General features: G+C 67.9%; 17 protein-coding genes and 1 riboswitch. Of the genes, 5 read left to right on the top strand and 12 right to left on the bottom strand.

The genetic code is table 11. The annotated features are described in order from the left end of the window. Positions 1–10: 10 nt before the first annotated feature. The 4 genes from MLE42_RS12045 to polA form a co-directional block, all read right to left on the bottom strand. Positions 11–1,210, bottom strand: coding sequence for a CaiB/BaiF CoA transferase family protein (locus MLE42_RS12045; protein WP_243288133.1), 1,200 nt, complete (start codon positions 1,208–1,210; stop codon positions 11–13). Further along, on the bottom strand, positions 1,207–2,115 hold the full coding sequence (locus MLE42_RS12040; protein WP_243288132.1) for a hydroxymethylglutaryl-CoA lyase: 909 nt from the start codon (positions 2,113–2,115) through the stop codon (positions 1,207–1,209). The genes MLE42_RS12045 and MLE42_RS12040 overlap by 4 nt, the downstream gene beginning before the upstream one ends. Before the next feature lie 7 nt (positions 2,116–2,122). After that, the gene (locus MLE42_RS12035; protein ID WP_243288131.1) at positions 2,123–3,241 is read right to left on the bottom strand and encodes an isocitrate/isopropylmalate dehydrogenase family protein; all 1,119 of its coding nucleotides are present in this window, start codon (positions 3,239–3,241) and stop codon (positions 2,123–2,125) included. A 155-nt stretch (positions 3,242–3,396) separates the two neighbouring features. Next, positions 3,397–6,195 (bottom strand): DNA polymerase I, encoded by a 2,799-nt coding sequence (gene polA, locus MLE42_RS12030; protein ID WP_243288130.1) that lies wholly within the window; start codon positions 6,193–6,195, stop codon positions 3,397–3,399. Between the two features lie 126 nt (positions 6,196–6,321). On the opposite strand from polA, the gene MLE42_RS12025 reads away from it, so the two are divergent. Together MLE42_RS12025 and MLE42_RS12020 are read left to right on the top strand one after the other, a co-directional pair. Further along, positions 6,322–6,975 carry a TetR/AcrR family transcriptional regulator gene (locus tag MLE42_RS12025; RefSeq protein ID WP_243288129.1) on the top strand — a complete coding sequence of 218 codons (654 nt, stop codon included), beginning with the start codon at positions 6,322–6,324 and terminating at the stop codon, positions 6,973–6,975. Positions 6,976–6,982: 7 nt separating this feature from the next. Then, the gene (locus MLE42_RS12020; RefSeq protein WP_243288128.1) at positions 6,983–7,912 is read left to right on the top strand and encodes an alpha/beta hydrolase; all 930 of its coding nucleotides are present in this window, start codon (positions 6,983–6,985) and stop codon (positions 7,910–7,912) included. Here the strand turns inward: MLE42_RS12020 and MLE42_RS12015 are convergent. The 3 genes from MLE42_RS12015 to ispH form a co-directional block, all read right to left on the bottom strand. Next, positions 7,909–8,733: an SDR family oxidoreductase gene (locus MLE42_RS12015; RefSeq protein ID WP_243288127.1), complete on the bottom strand. Its 825-nt coding sequence runs from the start codon at positions 8,731–8,733 to the stop codon at positions 7,909–7,911. The two genes, MLE42_RS12020 and MLE42_RS12015, sit on opposite strands and share 4 nt — an antisense overlap. Before the next feature lie 249 nt (positions 8,734–8,982). Next, a complete protein-coding gene (locus MLE42_RS12010; protein ID WP_243288126.1) occupies positions 8,983–9,270 on the bottom strand; it encodes a hypothetical protein in 288 nt (95 codons plus the stop codon). A gap of 58 nt (positions 9,271–9,328) precedes the next feature. Then, on the bottom strand, positions 9,329–11,050 hold the full coding sequence (gene ispH, locus MLE42_RS12005) for a 4-hydroxy-3-methylbut-2-enyl diphosphate reductase (RefSeq protein WP_243288125.1): 1,722 nt from the start codon (positions 11,048–11,050) through the stop codon (positions 9,329–9,331). A 143-nt stretch (positions 11,051–11,193) separates the two neighbouring features. On the opposite strand from ispH, the gene ppc reads away from it, so the two are divergent. Then, positions 11,194–13,956 carry a phosphoenolpyruvate carboxylase gene (gene ppc, locus MLE42_RS12000; RefSeq protein WP_243288124.1) on the top strand — a complete coding sequence of 921 codons (2,763 nt, stop codon included), beginning with the start codon at positions 11,194–11,196 and terminating at the stop codon, positions 13,954–13,956. Positions 13,957–14,007: 51 nt separating this feature from the next. Here ppc and MLE42_RS11995 read toward each other — a convergent pair whose 3' ends face one another. Next, a complete protein-coding gene (locus MLE42_RS11995; protein WP_243288123.1) occupies positions 14,008–15,192 on the bottom strand; it encodes a S53 family peptidase in 1,185 nt (394 codons plus the stop codon). Between the two features lie 200 nt (positions 15,193–15,392). Continuing rightward, the gene (locus tag MLE42_RS11990; RefSeq protein ID WP_243288122.1) at positions 15,393–17,624 is read right to left on the bottom strand and encodes a nitric-oxide reductase large subunit; all 2,232 of its coding nucleotides are present in this window, start codon (positions 17,622–17,624) and stop codon (positions 15,393–15,395) included. 212 nt (positions 17,625–17,836) lie between these two features. On the opposite strand from MLE42_RS11990, the gene MLE42_RS11985 reads away from it, so the two are divergent. Further along, positions 17,837–18,277, top strand: a complete 441-nt coding sequence (locus MLE42_RS11985) for an ATP-binding protein (RefSeq protein WP_243288121.1) — start codon at positions 17,837–17,839, stop codon at positions 18,275–18,277. Beyond that, the gene (locus tag MLE42_RS11980; RefSeq protein ID WP_243288120.1) at positions 18,274–18,897 is read left to right on the top strand and encodes a cation efflux transmembrane domain-containing protein; all 624 of its coding nucleotides are present in this window, start codon (positions 18,274–18,276) and stop codon (positions 18,895–18,897) included. The genes MLE42_RS11985 and MLE42_RS11980 overlap by 4 nt, the downstream gene beginning before the upstream one ends. Positions 18,898–18,921: 24 nt before the next feature. On the opposite strand, the gene MLE42_RS11975 is transcribed toward MLE42_RS11980, so the two are convergent. The 3 genes from MLE42_RS11975 to MLE42_RS11965 form a co-directional block, all read right to left on the bottom strand. After that, positions 18,922–19,251: a DUF190 domain-containing protein gene (locus tag MLE42_RS11975; protein WP_243288119.1), complete on the bottom strand. Its 330-nt coding sequence runs from the start codon at positions 19,249–19,251 to the stop codon at positions 18,922–18,924. A gap of 9 nt (positions 19,252–19,260) precedes the next feature. Continuing rightward, positions 19,261–19,647 (bottom strand): fluoride efflux transporter CrcB, encoded by a 387-nt coding sequence (crcB, locus tag MLE42_RS11970; protein ID WP_243288118.1) that lies wholly within the window; start codon positions 19,645–19,647, stop codon positions 19,261–19,263. A 14-nt stretch (positions 19,648–19,661) separates the two neighbouring features. After that, positions 19,662–19,727: riboswitch (Fluoride riboswitch) on the bottom strand. A 3-nt stretch (positions 19,728–19,730) separates the two neighbouring features. Then, positions 19,731–20,645, bottom strand: coding sequence for a divergent polysaccharide deacetylase family protein (locus MLE42_RS11965; RefSeq protein WP_243288117.1), 915 nt, complete (start codon positions 20,643–20,645; stop codon positions 19,731–19,733). Position 20,646 lies beyond the last annotated feature (1 nt).

Here is a 20,646-nt window from a genome sequence, read left to right as displayed (position 1 = left end):
GGGAACCTCCTCAGATGACACCTTTGGTTTTCAGGTCAGCCAGATCAGGCTCGCCAAGCCCCAGGTGGCCATAGACCTCGGCATTGTGCTCGCCCAGCGCTGGCGGTGGCGCGTCCACGGAGCCCGGCGTCTTCTCGAACAGCGCCGTGAGGCCGAAGACCTCGATCTCGCCCACGCCCCCGACCTGCACCTTCTGGAGCACCCCGCGATGCGCGATCTGCGGCTGCCGCAGGGCCTCCTCCAGCCCCAGGATCTCCCCGCTGGGGACATCCTTCGCATTCAGTTCCCTTACCCAGAAACCGGTGGGTTTCTGGGCTAGCTTGGCCTCCAGCAAGGGCGTGAGTTCCCGGCGGTGCTTCTTGCGGGTATCCCGCTCCTGGAACCGGGGGTCCGTCTTCAGCTCCGGCACCTCCAGCACGTCGCAGACCGCTTCCCACTGCTCCTGCTTGTTGGCGGCGATGTTGATGTGGCCGTCCTGGGTGCGGAAGGTGCCGCTGGGTGCCGCCGTGAAGTTGTCGTTGCCCATGAGCGCGGGCTGCTCGCCGCCGATGAGGAGGTTCGCCGCCACCCAGCCCATGAGGGGCATGATGCTGTCCAGCAGCGCGATGTCGATGGCCTGCCCCTGCCCCGTGCGCTCCCGGTGGAAGAGGGCCGCCATGACGGCGAAGGCGGCGTTCAGGCCACCCACGGTGTCGCACACCGGGAAGCCCGTGCGCAGGGGGTTCAGCCGCTCGTCGCCGTTGACCGCCATCTCGCCCGAGAGGCCCTGGATGATCTGGTCATAGGCGGGCTTGAGGGCGTCTGGCCCCGTCTGGCCGAAGCCGGAGATGGCGCAGTAGATCAGGCGGGGGTTGAGCTCCGCCAGGGCCTTGTAGCCGAGACCTAGGCGGTCCATGACGCCAGGGCGGAAGTTCTCCACCACCACGTCAGCGTCATTCACCAGGCGACGGAACAGCTCCTTGCCTTCGGGGGACTTGGTGTTCAGGGTGACGGACTTCTTGTTGCAGTTCTGAGCCAGAAAGCTGGTGCCCATGAGCTTCTTGTTCAGCTCAGGCACGATGCCCAGCTTGCGGGCGAGGTCGCCGTCCTTGGGATTCTCGACCTTGATGACCTCGGCCCCCAGCAGCGCCATGTGGAGCGTGGTGAAGGGCCCGGAGAGGACGTTGGTGAGGTCCAGGACCTTGATGCCTTCGAGGATCTTCCTGCTCATGCCGTCACCTTCGCAGCGATGGGGCCCGTCTTGTAGACGCAGCCGGGGAGCTCGCGGCCGAAGTGCATGGCCACATCCCGGGTGACGCCGATGAGAGCCGCCAGATCGATGTCCAGGCGCTGTCCGGTCCGCTGGAGGCCATGCACCAGGTCTTCCGTGGCCACGTTGCCTGCCGCCACCTTGGTGAAGGGGCAGCCGCCCAGGCCGCCGAAGCTGGTCTCGATGGCCGTGGCACCGGCCTCCATGGCGGCGTAGACGCTGGCCATGCCCAGGCCGTAGGTGTTGTGGATGTGGGCCGTGACCTCCGCGGCGGGATCCAGCGCCAATACCTTCTGAACGTAGCGGCGGACCTGGTTCGGGTGCGCGTGCCCCGCCGTGTCCGCGAGGCTGATGGCGGTGAGCCCGGACTCCAAGTAGGCGGCCACGATGTCCAGCACGCGTTCCTCCGGGATGGAGCCCTCGAAGCCGCAGCCGAAGGCGCTCTGGACGCTCACCTGGACCTTCCGGCCGGCCTGCTTCGCCACCAGCGCCGTGGCGATGATGCGCCGCTGGGCCTCCTCCGTGCCCATGCCGGTGTTCTTGCGGCTGTGGGTCTCCGAGGCGGACACCCCCAGGCAGATGAGCGGCACGCCCACCTCCAGGGCCCGCTCCAACCCCTTCTCGTTGAGCACCAGGCCCGACAGCAGGGCCCGGCGGGGCTCCTTCGCCAGGATGCGGAACAGGTCGTCCGTGTCCGCCATCTGGGGCACCTTGTCGCCCCGCACGAAGGAGCCCACCTGCACGATGTCCACGCCCGAGTCCGCCACGCGGCGGATCCAGTCGAGCTTCAGCTCCGTGGGCACCACGGCGGCTTCGACCTGGAGGCCGTCGCGGGGGCCGACTTCGTGGATGAGGATGCGATCCATGGCGACCTCAGAGCTTCCGCGCGATGGCCTCGCCCATGTCGAGGGTGGAGGCCCTGCCGCCCATGTCGTAGGTGCGGACCTGGCCCTCGGCGATGACGGCGGCCACGGCCTTCTCCAGGCGCGCGCCCTTCTCCGTCTCGCCCAGCCAGTCGAGCATCATCTTGGCAGCCAGGATGGTGGCGATGGGGTTCACCTTGTACTGCCCGGCGTACTTCGGCGCGCTGCCGTGGCTGGGCTCGAAGACCGCCAGCTTCTCGCCGATGTTGCCCGAGCAGCCGAAACCCAGGCCGCCCACCATCTGGGCCGCCAGGTCGCTCACGATGTCGCCGAAGAGGTTCGTGGCCACCATGACGCCGTAGTTCTTCGGGTTCTTCAGCATCCACATGGTGATGGCGTCCACGTTGGCGTCGTCCATGGCGATGCCCGGGTACTCCTTGGCGATGCGCTTGCCGGTCTCAAGGAACATGCCCTCGGTGGCGCGCACCACGTTGGCCTTGTGGATGATCGTCACCTTGGGATAGTTGAACGCCTTCGCATACTCAAAGGCGGCGCGGATGATGCGGTCGCAGCCCTTCTTCGTGTTCACCTTGCAGGTGATGGCGAACTCGTCGCCCGGCAGCTCCGCGAAGTGGCCGAAGGGCTTGCTCAGCTTCTTCAGCGTGTCCTTCAGCTCATCCGGAACAGGGCTGAACTCCACGCCGGAGTAGAGATCCTCCGTGTTCTCGCGGAAGATCACCATGTCGATGCCGTCCTGGTAGTTCAGGGGGTTGCCCGGATAGGCTTTGCAGGGGCGCAGGCAGGTGTAGAGGTCGAACATCTGGCGCATGCGGACGATGGGACTGCGGTAGACGAGCCCCTTGCCCTTGAGCTCGGGCACCAGCTCCGCCTCGGCGTCCTTCACCGGCTTCGAGGTGATGGCCCCGAACATGGCGGCGTGGCTGTGCTTCAGCAGGTCGATGGTGCGCTGGGGAAAGGACTCGCCCTCCTTGCACCAGAACTCCCAGCCGATGTCGCCATGGGTGTACTGGGCGTCGAACTTCAGCGCATCGAGGCAGATCTTCGCCGCCTCCATGACTTCCACGCCCACACCATCACCGGGCAACCACGCGATGTTGAACTGGCTCATGATCAGGCTCCTTCGCAAGGGGTCTGCGGGTACGGCACAGGCTGCGCCGGGAACGCCCAATCATGACCTCCCCGTTAACTTCGGGCCCGGGCGGCCATCACAAATCCAGCCGAAAACGTGCGTTTCGGCTCTCCGGACCTACAGATCGTCAAAAACTACTTGGCAGCCAGCCAGCTGTCGCCGGTCCGGACCTCCGCCGCCAGCTTCACGCCCAGGGGACCCAGGTCGTCCGCCCCTTCCATGGCCTCCTTCAGCAGGGCCGAGGCACGCTCCACCTCCTCCGGCGGCGCTTCCAGGAGCAGCTCGTCGTGGACTTGGAGCAGCAGGCGCGCCTGGAGGCCCGAGGCCTTCAGGCTGCGGTGCAGGCGGACCATGGCCCGGCGCATGAGGTCGGCGGCGGTGCCCTGGACGATGGTGTTCACGGCCTCGCGCAGGCCCTGGGCCTGGAACTGCTTGTTGGGGCTCTCCAGCTCGGGGATGCGCCGGATGCGGCCCCAGTGGGTGCGCACCAAGCCCTCGGCCAGGGCGCGCTCCTTGGCGTGCTCGATCCAGGCGGCCACCTTCGGCATGCGCTCGAAGTAGCGCTCGATGAAGGCTTTGGCCTCCTTCTGGCTGACCCCGATGTTGGCGGCGAGGGCGAAGGCCCCCTGGCCGTAGAGCAGGCCGAAGTTGACGGCCTTGGAGGCGCTGCGCTGGTCGGAGGTGACCTGGTCCATGGGCACGCCAAAGACCTCCGAAGCCGTGCGGCGGTGGATATCCTCGCCGGCCGCGAAGGCCCCCAGCAGGACCGGATCCTCGGCCAGGGCCGCCACCACGCGCAGCTCGATCTGGCTGTAGTCCGCGTCCAGCAGCACCCAGCCGGGCCCGGGCACGAAGGCGCCCCGGATGGCGCGGCCCTCCTCGGTGCGGACGGGGATGTTCTGGAGGTTGGGATCGCTGGAGGCCAGCCGCCCCGAGGCCACGGCCGCCTGGTGCAACCGCGTGTGCACCCGGCCCGTGACGGGGTTCACCATCTGGGGCAGCGCCTCCACATAGGTGCCCAGCAGCTTCACCATCTGGCGGTGGCGCAGCAGCTCCTGCGCGATCTCCGCGCCCTGCTTCTCCGCCAGCTCCTGGAGCACGTCCTCGTCCGTGCTGGGCGCCTTGGTCTTGCCGGTGTACTTCACTGGCTTGAAGCCCAGCTTGCCGAAGAGGATGCCGCCCAGCTGGGTGGGGCTGTTGAGGTTGAAGGGCTCGCCAGCCAGCTCGAGGACACGGGCTTCCGCGCGCTTCCGCTCTCCGTTCATGCGCACGGCGATCTGGGAGAGGACGTCCAGATCGAGCCTGACGCCATGGCCCTCCAGCGCGGCGAGCACGTCCACCAGGGGCAGGTCCACCTCCTCGTAGAGCCGCTTCAGCCGCTCGTCCGTGAGCCGGGCCCGCAGCTTGTCGCAGAGCTGGAGGGCCAAGTCCGCATCCTCGGCGGCGTACTGCACGGCCTGCTCGAACACGGCCTCGTCGAAGCGCTTCTGGGCCTTGCCCTTCCCCACCACCTCCTCGAAGGCGATGGGCTTCACGTCCAGGTGGCGCACGGAGAGATCATCCAGGTTGTGGCGCACGCCGCTGTCCAGCAGGAAGCTCAGCACCATGCTGTCGTCGGCCAGCCCGGCCACCGGCAGGCCGTGGCGGGCCAGCACCTGCAGGTCGTACTTGAGGTTCTGGCCGCACTTGCCCACGGCGGGATCCGCCAGCAGTGGAGCGAGGATGCGCCGGGCCTCTGCGAAAGGCACGTTCCGGGGATCGAGGTGGGGCGCCAGCTCGCCGAAGAAGGTCACGGCATCTCCCCGCAGGTCCAGCAGGGACGCGGGCAGGCCCGAGTCCGGCAGGAGCCCCGGCAGGGAGCCCTCCATATCCGCGGTGGCCGGCTTCAGGTGAGCCAGGGGCACGTAGAGCCCCTCGTTGGCCGTCCAGGCCAGGCTGAGGCCCACGATGTGCCCCCGCGTGGGATCGATGCTGGTGGTCTCCGTGTCGAGGCCGAAGCGGCCCGCGGCGCGGCAGGCGGCCACGGCGGCTTCCAGATCCGCCACGGTGGCCGCGGCCCGGTACTTCCGGGCGCTGCCCGCCTCCTGGGCGCTCTGCGTGAACTCCTTGGTGAGGGTCTGGAAGCCCAGGGCCTTGAAGGTCTCCCGGGCCCTGGCTTCGTCCACGCCGGAGTAGACAAGATCCTTCGGATGCAGGGGCAGGTCGAGGTCGGTCACCACCGTGACCAGGCGCTTGGTGAGGTCCAGCCACTCGGCGGCGGCCTCCAGACCCTCCCTCTGCTTGGGCTTGAGGTCGGCCTTGGCGGCGATCACGCCCTCCAGGCTGCCGTGCTTCTCCAGCAGCAGGGCTGCGCCCTTCTCGCCGATGCCGGGCACGCCCTTCACGTTGTCGGAGGCGTCGCCCACCAGGCTGAGGAAGTCCACCACCTGCTCGGGCCACACGCCCATGCGGGCCTTCACGCCCTCGCGGTCGTGCCAGATCTCCCCATCTTTGGTGTTCAGCACCTGGATCTTCAGGCTGTCGTCCACCAGCTGGAGCAGGTCCTTATCCGGGCTCACGATGACGGCCGGCAGGCCGTGGGCGGCGGATTCCCGGGCCAGGGTGCCCATGACGTCGTCGGCCTCGTATCCAGAGAGTTCCACGATGGGGATGGAGAGGGCCTCCACCAGCTGGCGGATCATGGGGATCTGGGGCCGCAGGTCCTCGGGCATCTCGGCACGGTTCGCCTTGTATTCGGGGTAGATCTCGTGCCGGAACGTGGGCCCCGGCATGTCGAACACGCAGGCGATGTGCGTGGGCTGGTGCTTCTCCAGCAGCTGGAGCACCAGCCTCGTGAAGGTGTAGGCGGCGCCGTTCTTCAGCCGGGGGTTGGCGAAGTAGCTTCGAAAGATGAAGGCGAAGGTGTCGATGAGATACAGGCGGTCTTCGGACATGCCTCCAGTGTCTCAGAACCCACCTCGTTCAAGCGTGCCCAGGTCCCCCCTCCTCGGGCTGTTTGGATAGCCTCTTGACAGCACGAACGATCGTTCTATTTTTGGATGACCGATCGGGAGCTTCCCATGCCCGCCTCAAACGCCAGCCCTGCCATCCCCCTCGCCTTAGGGAAGGGCACCCTCACCCGGCAGGCCATCCTGCATGAGGCCATGGACCTGGCCTCCGTGAACGGACTGGAAGGGCTCACCATCGGCTCCCTTGCGGCGGCGACGGGCATGAGCAAGAGCGGCCTCTTCGCCCATTTCGGATCCAAGGAGGAACTCCAGCTGGCCACTGTCCAGGCAGCCAGGGCGGCTTTCCAGGAACGGGTCCTTCTGCCTGCGCTCAAGGCGCCTCGGGGCCTCAGGCGCCTCTGTGCCGTCCTCGCGGCCTGGCTGGACTACGCCGAGCGCGAGATGTTCCGCGGCGGATGCTTCTTCGCCGAGGTGTCAGTGGAATTCGACGGCCGCCCCGGTCCAGTCAGGGACCTCGTGGCAGCCTGCATGATGGACTGGATGGGTTCCCTCGCCCGCCTGGTACGGGAAGCCAAGGACACGGGCGAGCTGTCCCGCGGCGCGGATCCGGAGCAGTTGGCCTTCGAGTTCGATGCGCTGTCGATGGGCGCCAACGGAACTTATCAGCTCCACCGGGATCACCGCACCTTCGCCATGGCGCGCCGCGCCATCAAGGAGCGGCTCAAGACCTTCAGCGCGCCCGGCGCGCGCTTCTCACCGCTGTGAGGACGCCATGAACCGGAGATCCGCCCTTCCCTTCAAGTTCCGCGCGCTGCGGCTCGGTTTCCTGGTGCTGCGGGCCGCATCGCCCGATCTTGCGCTTCGCTGGGCCGAGCGGCTCTTCTGCACGCCCCGCCGGCACCGGGAGCCGGAGCCGGAGTTGGCCGCCCTTCGCCGGGGCCGTGCCTTCCAGGTCCAATCGAATGGTCTGCGCCTGCAAGCGCACGCCTGGGGCGAAGGCCCGGCTGTGCTGCTCCTCCACGGCTGGGAGGGCCGCGGCGCCCAGTTCCACGCCTTCATCGATCCCCTGGTGGAAGCGGGCTTCTCCGCCATCAGCTTTGACCAGCCCGGCCATGGCCGTTCCCAGGGCCGCCAGGCCGGGCCGTTGATCTGGGCACAGGCTGTGGAGGCCCTGATCAACGAGATCGGCCCCATCCACGGAATCGTGGCCCATTCGCTCGGCGCGGCCGGCGCGGCCATCGCCATGGATCGCGGCGCGTGCGTACCGCTCGCGGTCTTCATCGCGCCGCCCGCAGAGCCGGATCCCTTCTACGGTGGACTCCTTTCGGCACTCGGCGTCCCTGAAAAAGAGCACCCGGCCGCCTTCGAGGCCTTCGCGGCCCGCCTCGGCGTCCCCTGGGCCCGTGTGCGTCTGCGCAGCCTCGCGCCGCGACTCTCCGCACCGCTGCTGGTGATCCATGACCGAGGGGACCGGGAAGTTCCCTGGTCCAGCGGCGCGGCCATCGTATCGGCCTGGCCCGCGGCACACCTCCACAGCACGGAGGGACTGGGTCATCGCCGGATCCTCCGGGATGCCGCCGTGGTGGAGCGATCAGTGGCCTTCCTGAGCCAAGGCGTGAGTGCCGCGATCCTTCCCTTCCATGGAGACGGACTCCGCGCCCTGGAATGGCACCTCTTTCACCGCGATCTCAGAACGGCTTAGCGCAGCCCGTAGGCCCTGCGCAGGATCGCCTCCCACCAGGCCGCGGGTAGGAGGGCCTTCAGCTTGCCCACCCAGAAAGCGTCCCGGCCGATGACCACGCGCCGCGGGGGGCGCCCGGCCACCAGGGCCTTCATAATCTTCCGGGCGCAGCGCTCGGCATCCATGGCGAAGCGCTCACCCTGGTGCTTCCGCACCGCCAGGTAGCGGGCGAGGATGGCCTCGTACCGGGTGCCGCGGGCCCGCTCGGGCAGGTCGCCCCAGGCCTTGGTCAGGGTTTCCCTGAACCCCGTCCGGATGGCGCCGGGTTCCACCAGCACCACAGCCACCGACTCGCCGATCTCCAGGCGCAGGCTCTCCGCCAGGGCCACCACCGCATGCTTGGAGGCGTTGTAGGGCCCGGCCAGGGGGATGGACAGGCGCCCCAGCATGGAGGCCACCTGGAGGATCCGCGCCCCTGACTCCCGGCGCAGCAGGGGCAGGAAGGCGGTGGTCACGTGGTGGAGGCCGATGACATTGGTCTCGAACTGCGCGCGGAGTTCCTCCGGACGTAGAAGTTCAAGGGGCCCTACCTGGCCGTAGCCGGCGTTGTTCACCAGGGCTTTGAGGGGCAGGTCTCCACAGGCGGTGACTGCTGCGGCAACGCTCGCGCCATCGGTCACATCGAGCGGCAGCACACGCAGGTCCTCGCCCGCGGGCAGGTCCGCCAGGGCCTCCACCCGCCGCGCTGTGGCCACCACGCCCCAGCCCGCCGCGCGGCAGAGGGGCACCAGCGCCCGCCCTATACCCGTCGAACATCCCGTGATGAGGACCCAGTTCCGCATGCAGCCATCTTTCCATACATGGCAAAACGGGGCGCGAACGCGCCCCGTTTTGCCGTTGCCGCCTGCGGCGGAACTGCTACTTCTTCTCGGTATGACCTGCGGCCATACGCGAGACCGCCGAGGCAACACTCCTCATCGTGAACTACTTCTTCTTCGCGGGGGCCTTGGCCGCAGCCTTCGCCTCGATCTTCTCGGCATGGCCTTGCGGCCATACGCGAGACCTCGAAGGTGGGCAGTGCGAAGAACCGACTACTTCTTCTTCGCAGGAGCCTTGGCGGCGCCCTTCGCCTCGATCTTCGTGGCCACCTGCTTGTAGGTGACGGTCACCTTGTCGCCGACCTTGAGGGCCTCCTTGCCGGCGGTGCCACCGTCGGTGTAGAAGCGCCAGGCTTCCTTGCCGAGGTCGAGGGTGAAGCTGTCTGGGGCCACTTCCTTCACGGTGCCGGTCTTCTGGTAGCTGGCGGCCGCGGCGGCCCAGCCGAGGGCGGCGCCGAGAATGGCCGTGGCCGACAGGACGGCGAGAGACTTCATGCGCATGGGGCTCTCCTTAGAAAAGGTGCCCCAAGGCTAGCAGTCCCCCATGAAAGGGCAAGAACTACACGATGGCCAGCAGCCCCACCATCCAGAAGCTCAGGTCCACGCTGAGCTCGAAGCGGTGCTTCCCCGCCGTGAAGCGCTCGTGGTAGAGCCACAGGTAGAGCACCGGGTAGGCCGCGCAGGCCACCAGCACCAGGGCCACGGCCAGGGGATGCCCATGCTGGCGGTTCTCGAAGGTGAGCCAGAGGGTGCCTGCCAGCAGCGTGCCGAGGAGGCCCACCAGCACAGCCTTGGTGGCGGACTTGCCCATGAAGATGGGCAAGGTCTCCTTCCCCACGATCTGATCGTTCTGCATGTCCCGGATTTCGTAGATGACCGTCCGGACGAAGGTGAGCACCCCCACCAGGAACATGGCCGCGAAGGCGCGGAGGTCCCAGGCCCGGCCCTCCTGCCAGACCGGCATGATGACGGCCACCGTGGCCAGGGCCAGGGCCACCACCACATCCTTGGAGCCGGGGACCTTCCTGAGGCTGAGGACCCACCCACCGACTTGGAAGCGCCGCTTGTAGCCCGCGCCCACCAGAGACGCGGCCGCCGCCACGGCCAGGGCCTTCGGCCCCAGGCTCGCCGCGAGCCCCAGGGTAAGAAGCAGCGCCACCACCCCCAGGGCCACGAGGACCCTGCGGTTGCGCTCCAGGAACCGGGCCCGCGCGGGCCCCTTGACGCCCAGACCCAGGGGGTCCAGGAACGGCGTCAGCAGGTACATGGCCAACACGTAGGTTCCCGTCAGGAGCGGGTAGCGCCAGCCCATGCGCAGGTCCAGCCACCTGTGGACACCGAGGGTCATGAGCGCCGCGCCCACCGCCATCAGCGAGGAACTGCCGAAGGTCGCCTGGAGGAAGCTGCGCCAGCGGCTCGGGCCGTCCCCCAGCTGCTCCAGCACATCCACCACCTCGTCCACCAGCCAGGTGGGGGTGGATGCGCCCGCCAGCACGCCCACGGTCTCGCGGCCTGTGAAGGCGCCCAGATCCAGCTCCATGGCCGTCTCCACGTACTGCACGGGCTTGCCGTAGTGGTGGGCCAGCTCGGCCAGGTGCTTGGTGTTGCTGGAGGTCTTGCCGCCCACGACGATGACGGTATCCACGGTGCGGGCCAGTTCCCGGGCCTCGTCCTGGCGCATCCAGGTGTCTTCGCAGATGGTGTTCTCGAAGACCGCGTCCACCGCGCGGGCGCGGAGGTAGTCCGTGATGGCGTGATAGTCCTTCACCGTGAAGGTGGTCTGGGCCACCACCAGGACCTTCTTCAGCTGTTCGTCCGTGAGGGCTTCCGCCTCCGCCATGTTCGAGACGATCACCGAACCGTTCTCCGCGAAGCTGCGGTGGGCCACGCTCTCCGCATGGCCGTGGCTGCCCAGGATCACCGTGAAGTAGCCCTTGGGGCTCCACTTCTTGATCTTGTGGTGGACCTTGGCCACTTCGGGACAGGTGGCGTTCACGATCTTGAGCTCGCCCTTCTTCTGCCGCTCCTTCAGGCCACGCAGATCCTGGATGGGAATGCCGTGGGCCCGGATCACCACCGTGCCGTTCTGCACCTTCTCCGGCGCTTCGGCCACCCCCACGCCGCGCCGGCCGATGAGCTCCAGGGCCTGGGGATTGTGGATGAGCGGGCCCAGGGTCTGCACACTGCGGCCGTCGTTGCGCACGGAGGCCTCCAGCACCGCGTCCATGGCGCGCTTCACTCCCCAGCAGAACCCTGCGGTCTTGGCGACGATGACTTTCATGGGAGCCCCATAAACCTGACCGAGTTGGTCAAGATATTCATCATACCGCGAGTGGGGCGCCTGTCAGATGGGCCGGATGGGATCGGACCAATCGGGTACCCTGGCTCCACTCCGCCCGACTTCCGTTTCCAGGGGATCCCCTCATGGATGCCACGCCCTCCGACAAGGACCTGCCCCTGAAGGAGGACATCCGCACCCTGGGACGCCTTCTGGGAGACACGGTGCGGGAGCAGGAGGGCGAGGAGGTCTTCCAGCTCATCGAGCGGATCAGGCAGAGTTCAGTCCGCTTCCGCCGGACCCGGGAGTCCGGCACCGACGACGACCTGAAGGCGATTCTGAAGAGCCTCAGCCCTGGCCACGCCATCCTAGTGGTCCGCGCCTTCAGCTATTTCTCGCAGCTCGCCAACCTGGCAGAGGATCAGCATCACATCCGGCGCTCCCGGGCCCACCACATGGAGGACGCCACGTCCAGGCCCAGTTCCCTGGACCACGCCCTGGACCGGGCCACCGAGGCGGGGCTGGATGCGGCGGACCTGCGCGCCTTCTTCAGCGGGGCGCTGGTCCGGCCCGTGCTCACGGCCCATCCCACCGAAGTCCACCGCAAGAGCATCCTCAATGCCCACCTCGGGATCGCCCGGCTGCTGGACGAGCGGGACCGCCGCGCCTGGACGCCCAGGGAAGCGGCCCTGTGGGACGAGCACCTGCAGCGACTGGTCCTGCTGCTGTGGCAGACCCGCATGCTGCGCCCCCAGCGCCCCGCGGTCGCCGATGAAGTCTCCAGCGCCCTCTCCACGTTCGACCACACCTTCCTGCGGGAGGTCCCGGCCCTCTATGCGGACCTGGAGGACCGCCTGGGGGAGGATCCCGCCTGGGGCGACACGGAGCTTCCGCCCTTTCTCCAGATCGGCAGTTGGATCGGCGGCGACCGGGATGGCAATCCGTTCGTGACGGCCGAGGTGCTCCAGCAGACCCTGCGCACCCAGTCCCGCGTCGTCCTCGAACACCTGCTGCGGGAGACCCGGGCCCTCGCCGAGGAGCTTTCCCTGAGCCTGCAGGTGTCCAGCGCCTCCCAGGAGGTGCTGGACCTGGCGGAACGGTCCCCGGACCAGACCCTCCGGCACGCGGACGAAGCCTACCGGCGTGCCCTGTCCCTGATCTTCGACCGGCTGACGGCCACCCATCGGAAGGAGGTGACCCAGGAGGCAGGCGCCGCGCCTGGTCCCCGGGAATCCTACGATTCCCCTGCCCAGCTCAAGGATGATCTGGATGCCCTGGACCGCTCCCTGCGAACCCACGGTGGGCGCCGGCTGGCCCGGGGGCGCCTGCGGGAATTGCGGCGGGCGGTTTCGGTCTTCGGCTTCCACCTCGCCCCTCTCGACCTGCGTCAGAGTTCCGATGTCCACGAGCGGGTGGTGGCCGAGCTCCTGGAGGCGGTGCGCCCTGGCGCTGGATACCTGGCCGTTGGCGAAGCGGAGCGGGTGGCCCTCCTGGCCTCCGAGCTGGAAAGCCCCCGGCCCCTCGCCTCGCCCTACCTGGTCTACAGCCCGGAGACCAGCGGCGAGCTGGCCCTGTTCCGGGCCGCCGCCGAGGCGCAGCGGCGCCTGGGAACCGAGGCGCTCCCCAGCTGCATCGTCAGCCACACGGAAAGCGTCTCCGACCTCCTGGAAGCGGCGGTGATGCTGCGGGAGGGCGGGATTCTGCGTCCGGCGGAGGGTCGCCTGGACATCAACCTCATCCCCCTCTTCGAGACCATCGAAGACCTCCAGCGCTGCGGTGGCATCCTGGATGGCCTGCTCACCCTGCCCCTCTACCGGCGTCTGCTGGACAGCCGCGGGGGGGTGCAGGAGGTGATGCTGGGCTATTCGGACAGCAACAAGGACGGTGGCTTCCTCACCTCGCGCTGGGAGCTCTACAAAGCCGAACTCCGCCTCGTGGAGGTGGCCGCACGGCACGGCGTCCGCCTCCGGCTCTTCCATGGGCGGGGAGGGTCCGTGGGCCGGGGGGGCGGCCCCAGCTATGAGGCCATCCTGGCCCAGCCCCCCGGCGCCGTGCAGGGCCAGATCCGCCTCACTGAGCAGGGCGAGGTGATCGCCGCCAAGTACGGCCACCCGGCCGTGGGGCGCCGGAACCTCGAAGTGCTGGTGGCCGCCACTCTGGAGGCGAGCCTTCCGGACGCCGACGGCTCCGGATTGGATCCGCGTTTCGCGCAGGCCATGGATGAGCTCTCGAACGAGGCCTGCCGGGCCTACCGCGAGCTCGTCTACGGCACCGAGGGTTTCGAGCGGTTCTTCTGGGAATCCACGCCCATCGCCGAGATCGCCAGGCTCAACATCGGATCGCGACCCGCCAGCCGGAAGGCGAGCCGGGCCATCACCGACCTTCGAGCCATCCCCTGGGTCTTCAGCTGGAGCCAATGCCGCGTGATGCTACCGGGGTGGTACGGATTCGGCGCGGCGATCTCGGCGTTCGAGCAGAAGCACGGAGAGCGGGGCATGGCCCTGCTGAGGGAGATGCACGCCCGCTGGCCCACCTTCCGAAGCCTGCTTTCCAGCATGGACATGGTGCTGGCCAAGGTCGACCTCGGGATCGCGTCACGCTACGTGGGCCTGGTGGAGGACGCGAAGCTGCGGAGCGAGATCTTCGAGCGCCTCCAGAAGGAATGTGAAACCTCCATCCAGGCCCTGAAGGCCATCACCGGACAGGGTCAGCTGCTGGAGGACAACCCCACGCTGAGACGCTCCATCCAGCACCGCTTCCCCTACATCGACCCCCTGAACCACCTCCAGGTGGAGCTGCTGCGGCGCTACCGCGCCGGCGATCAGGCCCGCGACAGCGACGGCCTCACCGTGCGCAGCATCCTGCTCACCATCAATGGCATCGCCGCAGGACTGCGGAACAGCGGGTGAAGCCGGGCCTCGATGAAGAGGGCTCCGGCTTCACGCGGTCCGATGCGCAGATCAGAACCCTCCGGTCCCCTGGGGCGAGCCCACGCCCGTGACGTAATCCCATCCCACCAGGCACGGGAAGCCGTTGTTCCCGGAGGTGATATCCCGGAAGACCGGCGTGGCTGGCGGATTCAGGTAGTTGGCATAGATGGCCGTGAGCAGCTGGGTGGTGTTGGTGAAGGTCCCTCCGCCCAGGTTCACCATGCCGGCCATGCAGGGGGACGAGACACTCGTACCGCCCACCACCCACCAGCCGGACCGTCCCTGGTAGGACGTGGTGTCGTACACCGCCACCCCCGTGCTCGGATCCGCATCGGAGGAGATGTCCGGCACGCCGCGGCCAGAACCCGTCATGGACACGGCCACCTGCCAGCTGGGCTTCGCCTCGTACGGGCTGTTGCCGCCTCCCCCGGAGCTCCAGCCGGTCTCGCCCGTGAAGGCTCCGTTGGCGTCCGTGGCCACGCTGGTGCCGCCCACGGCGACGACGTACGGCGAGGTGGAGGGGTAGATGGTCTTGCCGCCGGTGTCCCCGCTGGCGGCGAAGAACACGGGCCCGTTCACGTTGAAGTGCGTGTCGTAGGCGGTCTCTCCCGAGGACTCGCTGCCGCCCCAGCTCATGGACACCTGCTTCACGCCTGCGAGAGACACCGCCAGATCCACCGCGGCGTAGAGGTTCGCGTTGCTGTTGGACTGTGCCTCCACGAGGACGATCTTGGCGTTGGGCGCCAGGGCGTGGGCCCACTCGATGTCGAGCGCCGCCTCCAGGGCCCAGCCGGAATTGGTCCGGGGCTTCTTCCCTCCCTGGTAGACGACCTGGAAGACGGTGTTGGTGGAGGCGGTGGGGTTGGTGGACGCCTCCTGCGGCAGGCCGAACTGGGCCGAGAAGGTGTTGAAGTCGCTCAGGGCCGTCGGGTAGTGGTAGGCGTCGATGATGGCGATGACATCATGGCCCCCGGTGGCGGCAAGGTGGTAGAAGTCGCGGAGCTGCGTCGGGGACATGCCGCCCCCCGGTCCCAGGCCCCCGGCTGGACGGAGCAGAATCAGGTGGTTCGTGTGGGATCTGAGGCCGATATCCTCCCGGGCCTCAAGGCTGGTGTCGGGAATCAGGATGTCCCCGTGGGTGACTGGGGGAGCCTCCTGCCCGGCGAGGCTGGCCAGGCCCAGCCCGAATCCGAGGATCACCGAACGTGCTTTCATCCACCTCATACCGCCCTCCGTGATGATGTCCGGGGGATCCGGACGCGATTCAGGACCGAATGGTGATTGATACCGTGTCTCATTATTTTGAAACGGCACGGAAATCTACATTCGCCATCCTTGGGCGTCAATGCATCATGATGGGATAGACAACAAGGCCCCCGCCTCGCGGCGGGGGCCTTGTCCGTGGGCGGGAAACCTCAGTCCTCGTTCAGGGCGAAGGCGGGGGCGCCGTCCACGACCTCGCGGGCGGGCTTGGTCTCTTCCGCGGTTCTCCAACCCCAGGCGCCGATGACGGCCTTGAAGGTGAAGATGATCACCGCCAGGGCGCCGAGGCCGAAGAGGGTGTCGCCGGGCATGCGCAGCCAGGTGAAGGTGCGCATGAGCGGGCTCTGCACCACTTCGGCGCTGCGGGCGTACCAGGTGCCCTGGTTCAGGCTCTGGGTGATCTGGTAGAGACCGCTGGGAACCAGCGACATCGCCAGCATCAGCACCAGGCCCAGGTTCAGGCCCCAGAAGCCCCACTTCAGCCACTTCTCGTCCCAGGCCTTGTCCGGCGTCATGCCGCGCAGGGCGAAGAGCATGAGGGAGATCGCCAGGAAGCCGTAGACCCCGAAGAGCGCGGCGTGGCTGTGGATGGGCGTGGTGTTGAGGCCCTGGCCGAAGTAGAGCACCGAGGGCGGGTTGATGAGCATGCCGAAGACGCCGGCGCCCAGCAGGTTCCAGAAGCAGACCGCCGCGAAGTACTTAAACGGCCACTCATAGCCGCTGCCGAGGGCCCGGCCGGCCTTGAGGCTCATGGCGATCTCGAAGCCCACGATGGTGAGGGGCACGATCTCCAGGGCGCTGAACACGGAGCCCAGGGCCGAGATGGAGGCCGGGGAGCCGGTGTAGTAGAGGTGGTGGAAGGTGCCGATGACGCCGCTGCCCAGGAAGAGGCCCATGGAGAGGCTCACGGCGCGCAGCGCGGTGCCTTCGCGGAGCAGGCCCATGCGGGTGGAGAGCAGCGCGATGGCGACGGTGGCGAAGACCTCGAAGAAGCCCTCCACCCAGAGGTGGACCACCCACCAGCGCCAGTACTCGGCCAGGGCGAGGTGCGTCTCGCGGGTGTACATGAAGCCCGCGGAGTAGAAGAGGGGGATGGCGATGGCGGACAGCACGAAGAGCTTGAGCAGGCCCAGGCGGCCCTTCTCGCCCTTCAGGGCCGGGATCAGCGAGCGCAGCACCAGCACCAGCCAGATGACCATGCCCAGGGTGAGGAGGATCTGCCAGAGGCGGCCCAGTTCCACGTACTCATAGCCCTGGTGGCCCAGCATGAAGGAGCCGGAGAGCTTGCCCACGATGGCCTGGTGCGCGCCGGCGAGGGCGCCGACCACCACCACCACGAGCGCCGCCAGCAGGCCGGCCACGCCCAGCCACTGGCCCTTGGGCTCCTTGGCGCTGAGCTTGGGGCCCAGGTAGAGGCCCGTGGCCAGCCAGCAGGTGGCGATCCAGAAGACCGCCAGCTGGAGGTGCCAGGTGCGGGACGCCGCGTAGGGCAGGATGTGCGAGAGGTCGAGACCGTAGAGCCCGTTGCCCTCCACCGCGTCATGGGCCGTCAGGACGCCCATGCCGATCTGCACCAGGAACAGGGCCATGGCCACCGCGAAGTAGATGGCTGACCAGCGCTGGCTGGGGGTCGCCGGGGCGGGCGGAATGGGCTTGGGGTCCGGGAATTCCTCGGCGGGCTGGCTGGCGTGGTGCCAGACCATGAGGCCCACGCCCAGGATCAGCAGGATGATCGACAGGATGCTCCAGAGGTGGCTGATGGGCGTGATGGTGTTGCCCACCAGGGGCTCCTGGGGCCAGTTCTGGGTGTAGCTGTGGTCCGCCCCGGGCCTGCGGGCGGCCGCGGTCCAGGCGGTCCAGAGCCAGAAGTCGGCCACGCGTTCGCCCTCCTGCATGGTGGGGATCCAGTGGGCAGGAATGGCCGCGCCCTTGTCGCCTTCCACGGCGACCTTGGCCAGCTCCTCCCGGGCCTTCAGGTAGGCGGCGGCCTGGGCGGCATTCAGCTTCAGGGTTTCCGTGGAATTTTCATACTGATTGCTCTGAAATATGGACACAGTGGTGGCCTTCGCGTCCGCGAGGGATGCCCCCTGGGCCTTCACGCCGTCCAGGGTGTGGGCGGCCCACTGGTGCAGCGCCTTGGCCGTCCAGTCAGGCGCCAGATAGGCCCCATGGCCCCAGATGGAGCCGATGTGCTGGCCGCCGTGGCCCAGGTAGCTCACCTGGCCTTCCAGGATCTGGCCGGGGCCCACCAGCTGGGTGCCATCCTCGGCCACCACATGCTGCGGAATGGGCGGAGCGTTCTGGGCGATCTGCCTCCCCCCCAACCCCAGCACGCCGAAGCCCGCCAGGAGCACCAGCAACACCAGCCACCACCTTGCCTTCATGGAAACCTCCGTCTTGCCCGCTCTGGGCGCCGGACAGCAGTGTTCCACAATTCTCCATATTTAGGACCATTAATTCTTAATTGTGATCTCCGACACGCCCCTCACCCTCCCCGGATGCCTATCGGGACATGGCAAAACCTCTGGCTTCGGAAGGCAGATTCCAAGTACCTTGACCTTGGCATGCCTGATCTCTGAAAGGGAATTCCCGTCCCATGGCCCACCCCGCCCTCCTGCCCGTCGTCCTCACCTGCAATACGGACCTGCGCTTCATCGACCTCATCCAGGTGGTGGGCGCGGAGTTCCTGAAGCACCTGAGCTTCACCCAGGAGGATGGTGAGCGCCTGTGGCTGGCGATCCAGGAAGGCATCGCCAACGCCATGCGCCACGGCAACAAGCTGGACCGGGACAAGCCCGTGAAGGTGACCTTCACCCCCAAGACCGACCGCTTCGAGATCCGCATCGAGGACCGGGGACCCGGCGTGGACCTGGAGGCCCTGCCCGATCCGAACCTGCCCGAGAACCTCCTGAAGCCGGGCGGCCGGGGCGTGTACTTCATGCGCCAGGTCATGGACGAGGTCCACATGGAATGCCATCCCCAGGGCTCCACCCTGGTGCTCGTGAAGGCGCGGAAGGTACGGGAAGCCCACGCATGAGCGGTCCGGACTGGCGCCGCCGGGCGCTCTGGCTGGCGGGCTTCACGATCGCCTACAACCTGGTGGAAGGCCTAGTCTCCATGGCCTTCGGCTGGGCGGACGACTCGGTCGCCCTCTTCGGCTTCGGCGCCGACAGCTTCATCGAGGTGGCCTCGGCGCTGCTGGTGCTGTGGAAGCTCCTGGACCACGGCAACCTCGAGCGCGAGCGCAAGGCCACGCTCGGCATCGGCCGGTTGTTCCTCTTCCTGGCCGCGGGCATCGCGGGCGGCGCCGTCCTCCAGCTCACGGCCCGCGCCCACCCACCCACCACAGTGCCAGGACTCGTGATCTCGGCCCTCTCGCTGGCCTTCATGGTGTTCCTCTGGCGCGCCAAGCTCCGGGCGGCCCAGGCCCTGGACAGCGCCACGGTGGCGGCGGACGCGGCCTGCAGCCTGGCCTGCATCCAGCTTTCCGTGGTGCTCTTCGCGGGCAGCCTGCTCTTCCTGATCGCCCCCGCCCTCTGGTGGGTGGACGCCGCCGCGGCCCTGGGGCTGGCGTTCCTCATCGGGAAGGAGGGCCTCGGCATGACCCGCGCGGCGAAGAGCTCCTGCTTCACGGGCGGGTGCGGCTGCGGGCACTGAGCGCGGCTAGAACACCCGCGGATCCTAGGAACGCACCTGCTCGTTGATGAAGCCGCACTCGGCGGGCACGGAGATGTAGAACATGGACTGACCTTCGGCCTGGATGAAGGCGATGAGGCGGTTCGCCTCCTCCTCGGTGGCCATGAAGGTCACTTCCACGGGCAGATCGCCCGCCAGCTCGATGAAGTGGTCCGCATGGATGAGCCCGTGGCGGCCGAAACCGGCGATGGCCTTGAAGGCGGTGCCACCCTTGAGACCCAGCCGCCGCGCCTCCTTCAGCAGCCATTCGTAGACCAGGACGCCGTGGTGTGTCCGGTCCTCCTGGACGAAGAAGGTCAGGTAGGTGCCCTTCATGACGCCTCCTCAGGCTTTCACGAACGCCTTCACCGTCAGCAGGCCCAGCAGGGTCATCGAAAGGGATCCCGCCAGGTGGACGGCCATGTGGCCGGCGGCCCAGGCATATTCGCCGCGGGTCAAGAGATGCACCGCCTCGGCCGAGAACGTCGAGAAGGTGGTGAGCCCCCCCAGGAAGCCCGTGATGACGAGGAGCCTCGCCTCGGGAGCCAAGCCCGGATGCTGGGTGAACACAGCGACGGCCACGCCCACAAGGTAGCCCCCCAGCAGGTTCGCCGCCAGGGTGCCAAGCGGCAGCGAGGGAAGAAATGGATTCAGGAGGGCGCCCAGGCCCCAGCGCAGCCACGCGCCGAGGGCCGCGCCGACGCCCACCGCCAGAAACGAATAGACAGCCATGCCTGTGTCCTCCAGGATCCACAGGCGTCATCAGCCGACCGGCCGGCGGTTATGGGGCGGACGCCATCGCCAGCGTCAGCGTATCACTTCGCCAGTTCACTCGCCTTCACGAAGCGCACCTGCCCCTTGCTGCGGGGCACCAGCTTCTCCAGGGCCTCCACGGTCTCGGGGTAGATGTGCCCGATGATGAGCGCCGAGCCATCCTTCTCCGCGAGCTTGAGGGCCCGGTCCCACTGCTTCTCCATCTCGGGGAAAGCCTTGTCGTCATCCAGGAACACCTTGCGCTGGACCGCCGGGATGCCGAGCTCCTCTGCGACGTCATAGGCCACGCTGTCCTTCTCCGTGCGGCTGTCGACGAAGAAGAGCTTCCGCGCCCTGAGCTCCTGCAGCACCCAGGTCATGCGGGTGCGGTCGGGCGTGATGCGGCTGCCCATGTGGTTGTTCACGCCCGCGCGGTGGGGGATGCCGTCCAGCGCCATGCGGACGCGGCGGCGGACCTCGGGCTCCGGGAGGTTGAAGAGGATGGCGTTGGGCCCTGGATCGCGACCCGGCCCCGGGTACCCGATGGGTTCCATGGGCAGGTGGAGCATGACCTCTTTGCCCAGGCGGTGGGCGATATCGGCGCTGTCGCGGGTGAATTCCTGGTAGGGCAGCACCGCCACGCTGAAGGGCACGGGCAGGCTGCAGAGCCGCGTCACCAGCTCCGGCTGCATGTAGCCCAGGTCGTCGATGACGAGGGCAAGGCGGGGCAGCGAATGTTCCGGTTCCCCGCTCTGGGGCTTGGCGGCCTCGGAGGTGGGCTTCGCCTTCGGCTCAGCGGGCTTTTTCTCGGGCTTCTTCAATTCCGGGCTCGGCGCCTCCCGCTTCGCGGGAACCTGGCGCCGGCCGCAGCCCTGCTGGCCGAGCATCAGGCCCGCGCCCAGGCCCAGGAGCAGGGTGAAGGTGGCCCAGCCCAGCAGGGCCAGGGTGGACGTGCGCTTCCCTTTGCCTCGAGCCAAG

The sequence above is a fragment of the Geothrix terrae genome, assembly GCF_022808775.1.
GTDB lineage: Bacteria > Acidobacteriota > Holophagae > Holophagales > Holophagaceae > Geothrix > Geothrix terrae.
This window is presented reverse-complemented; position numbering and strand designations above follow the sequence as displayed.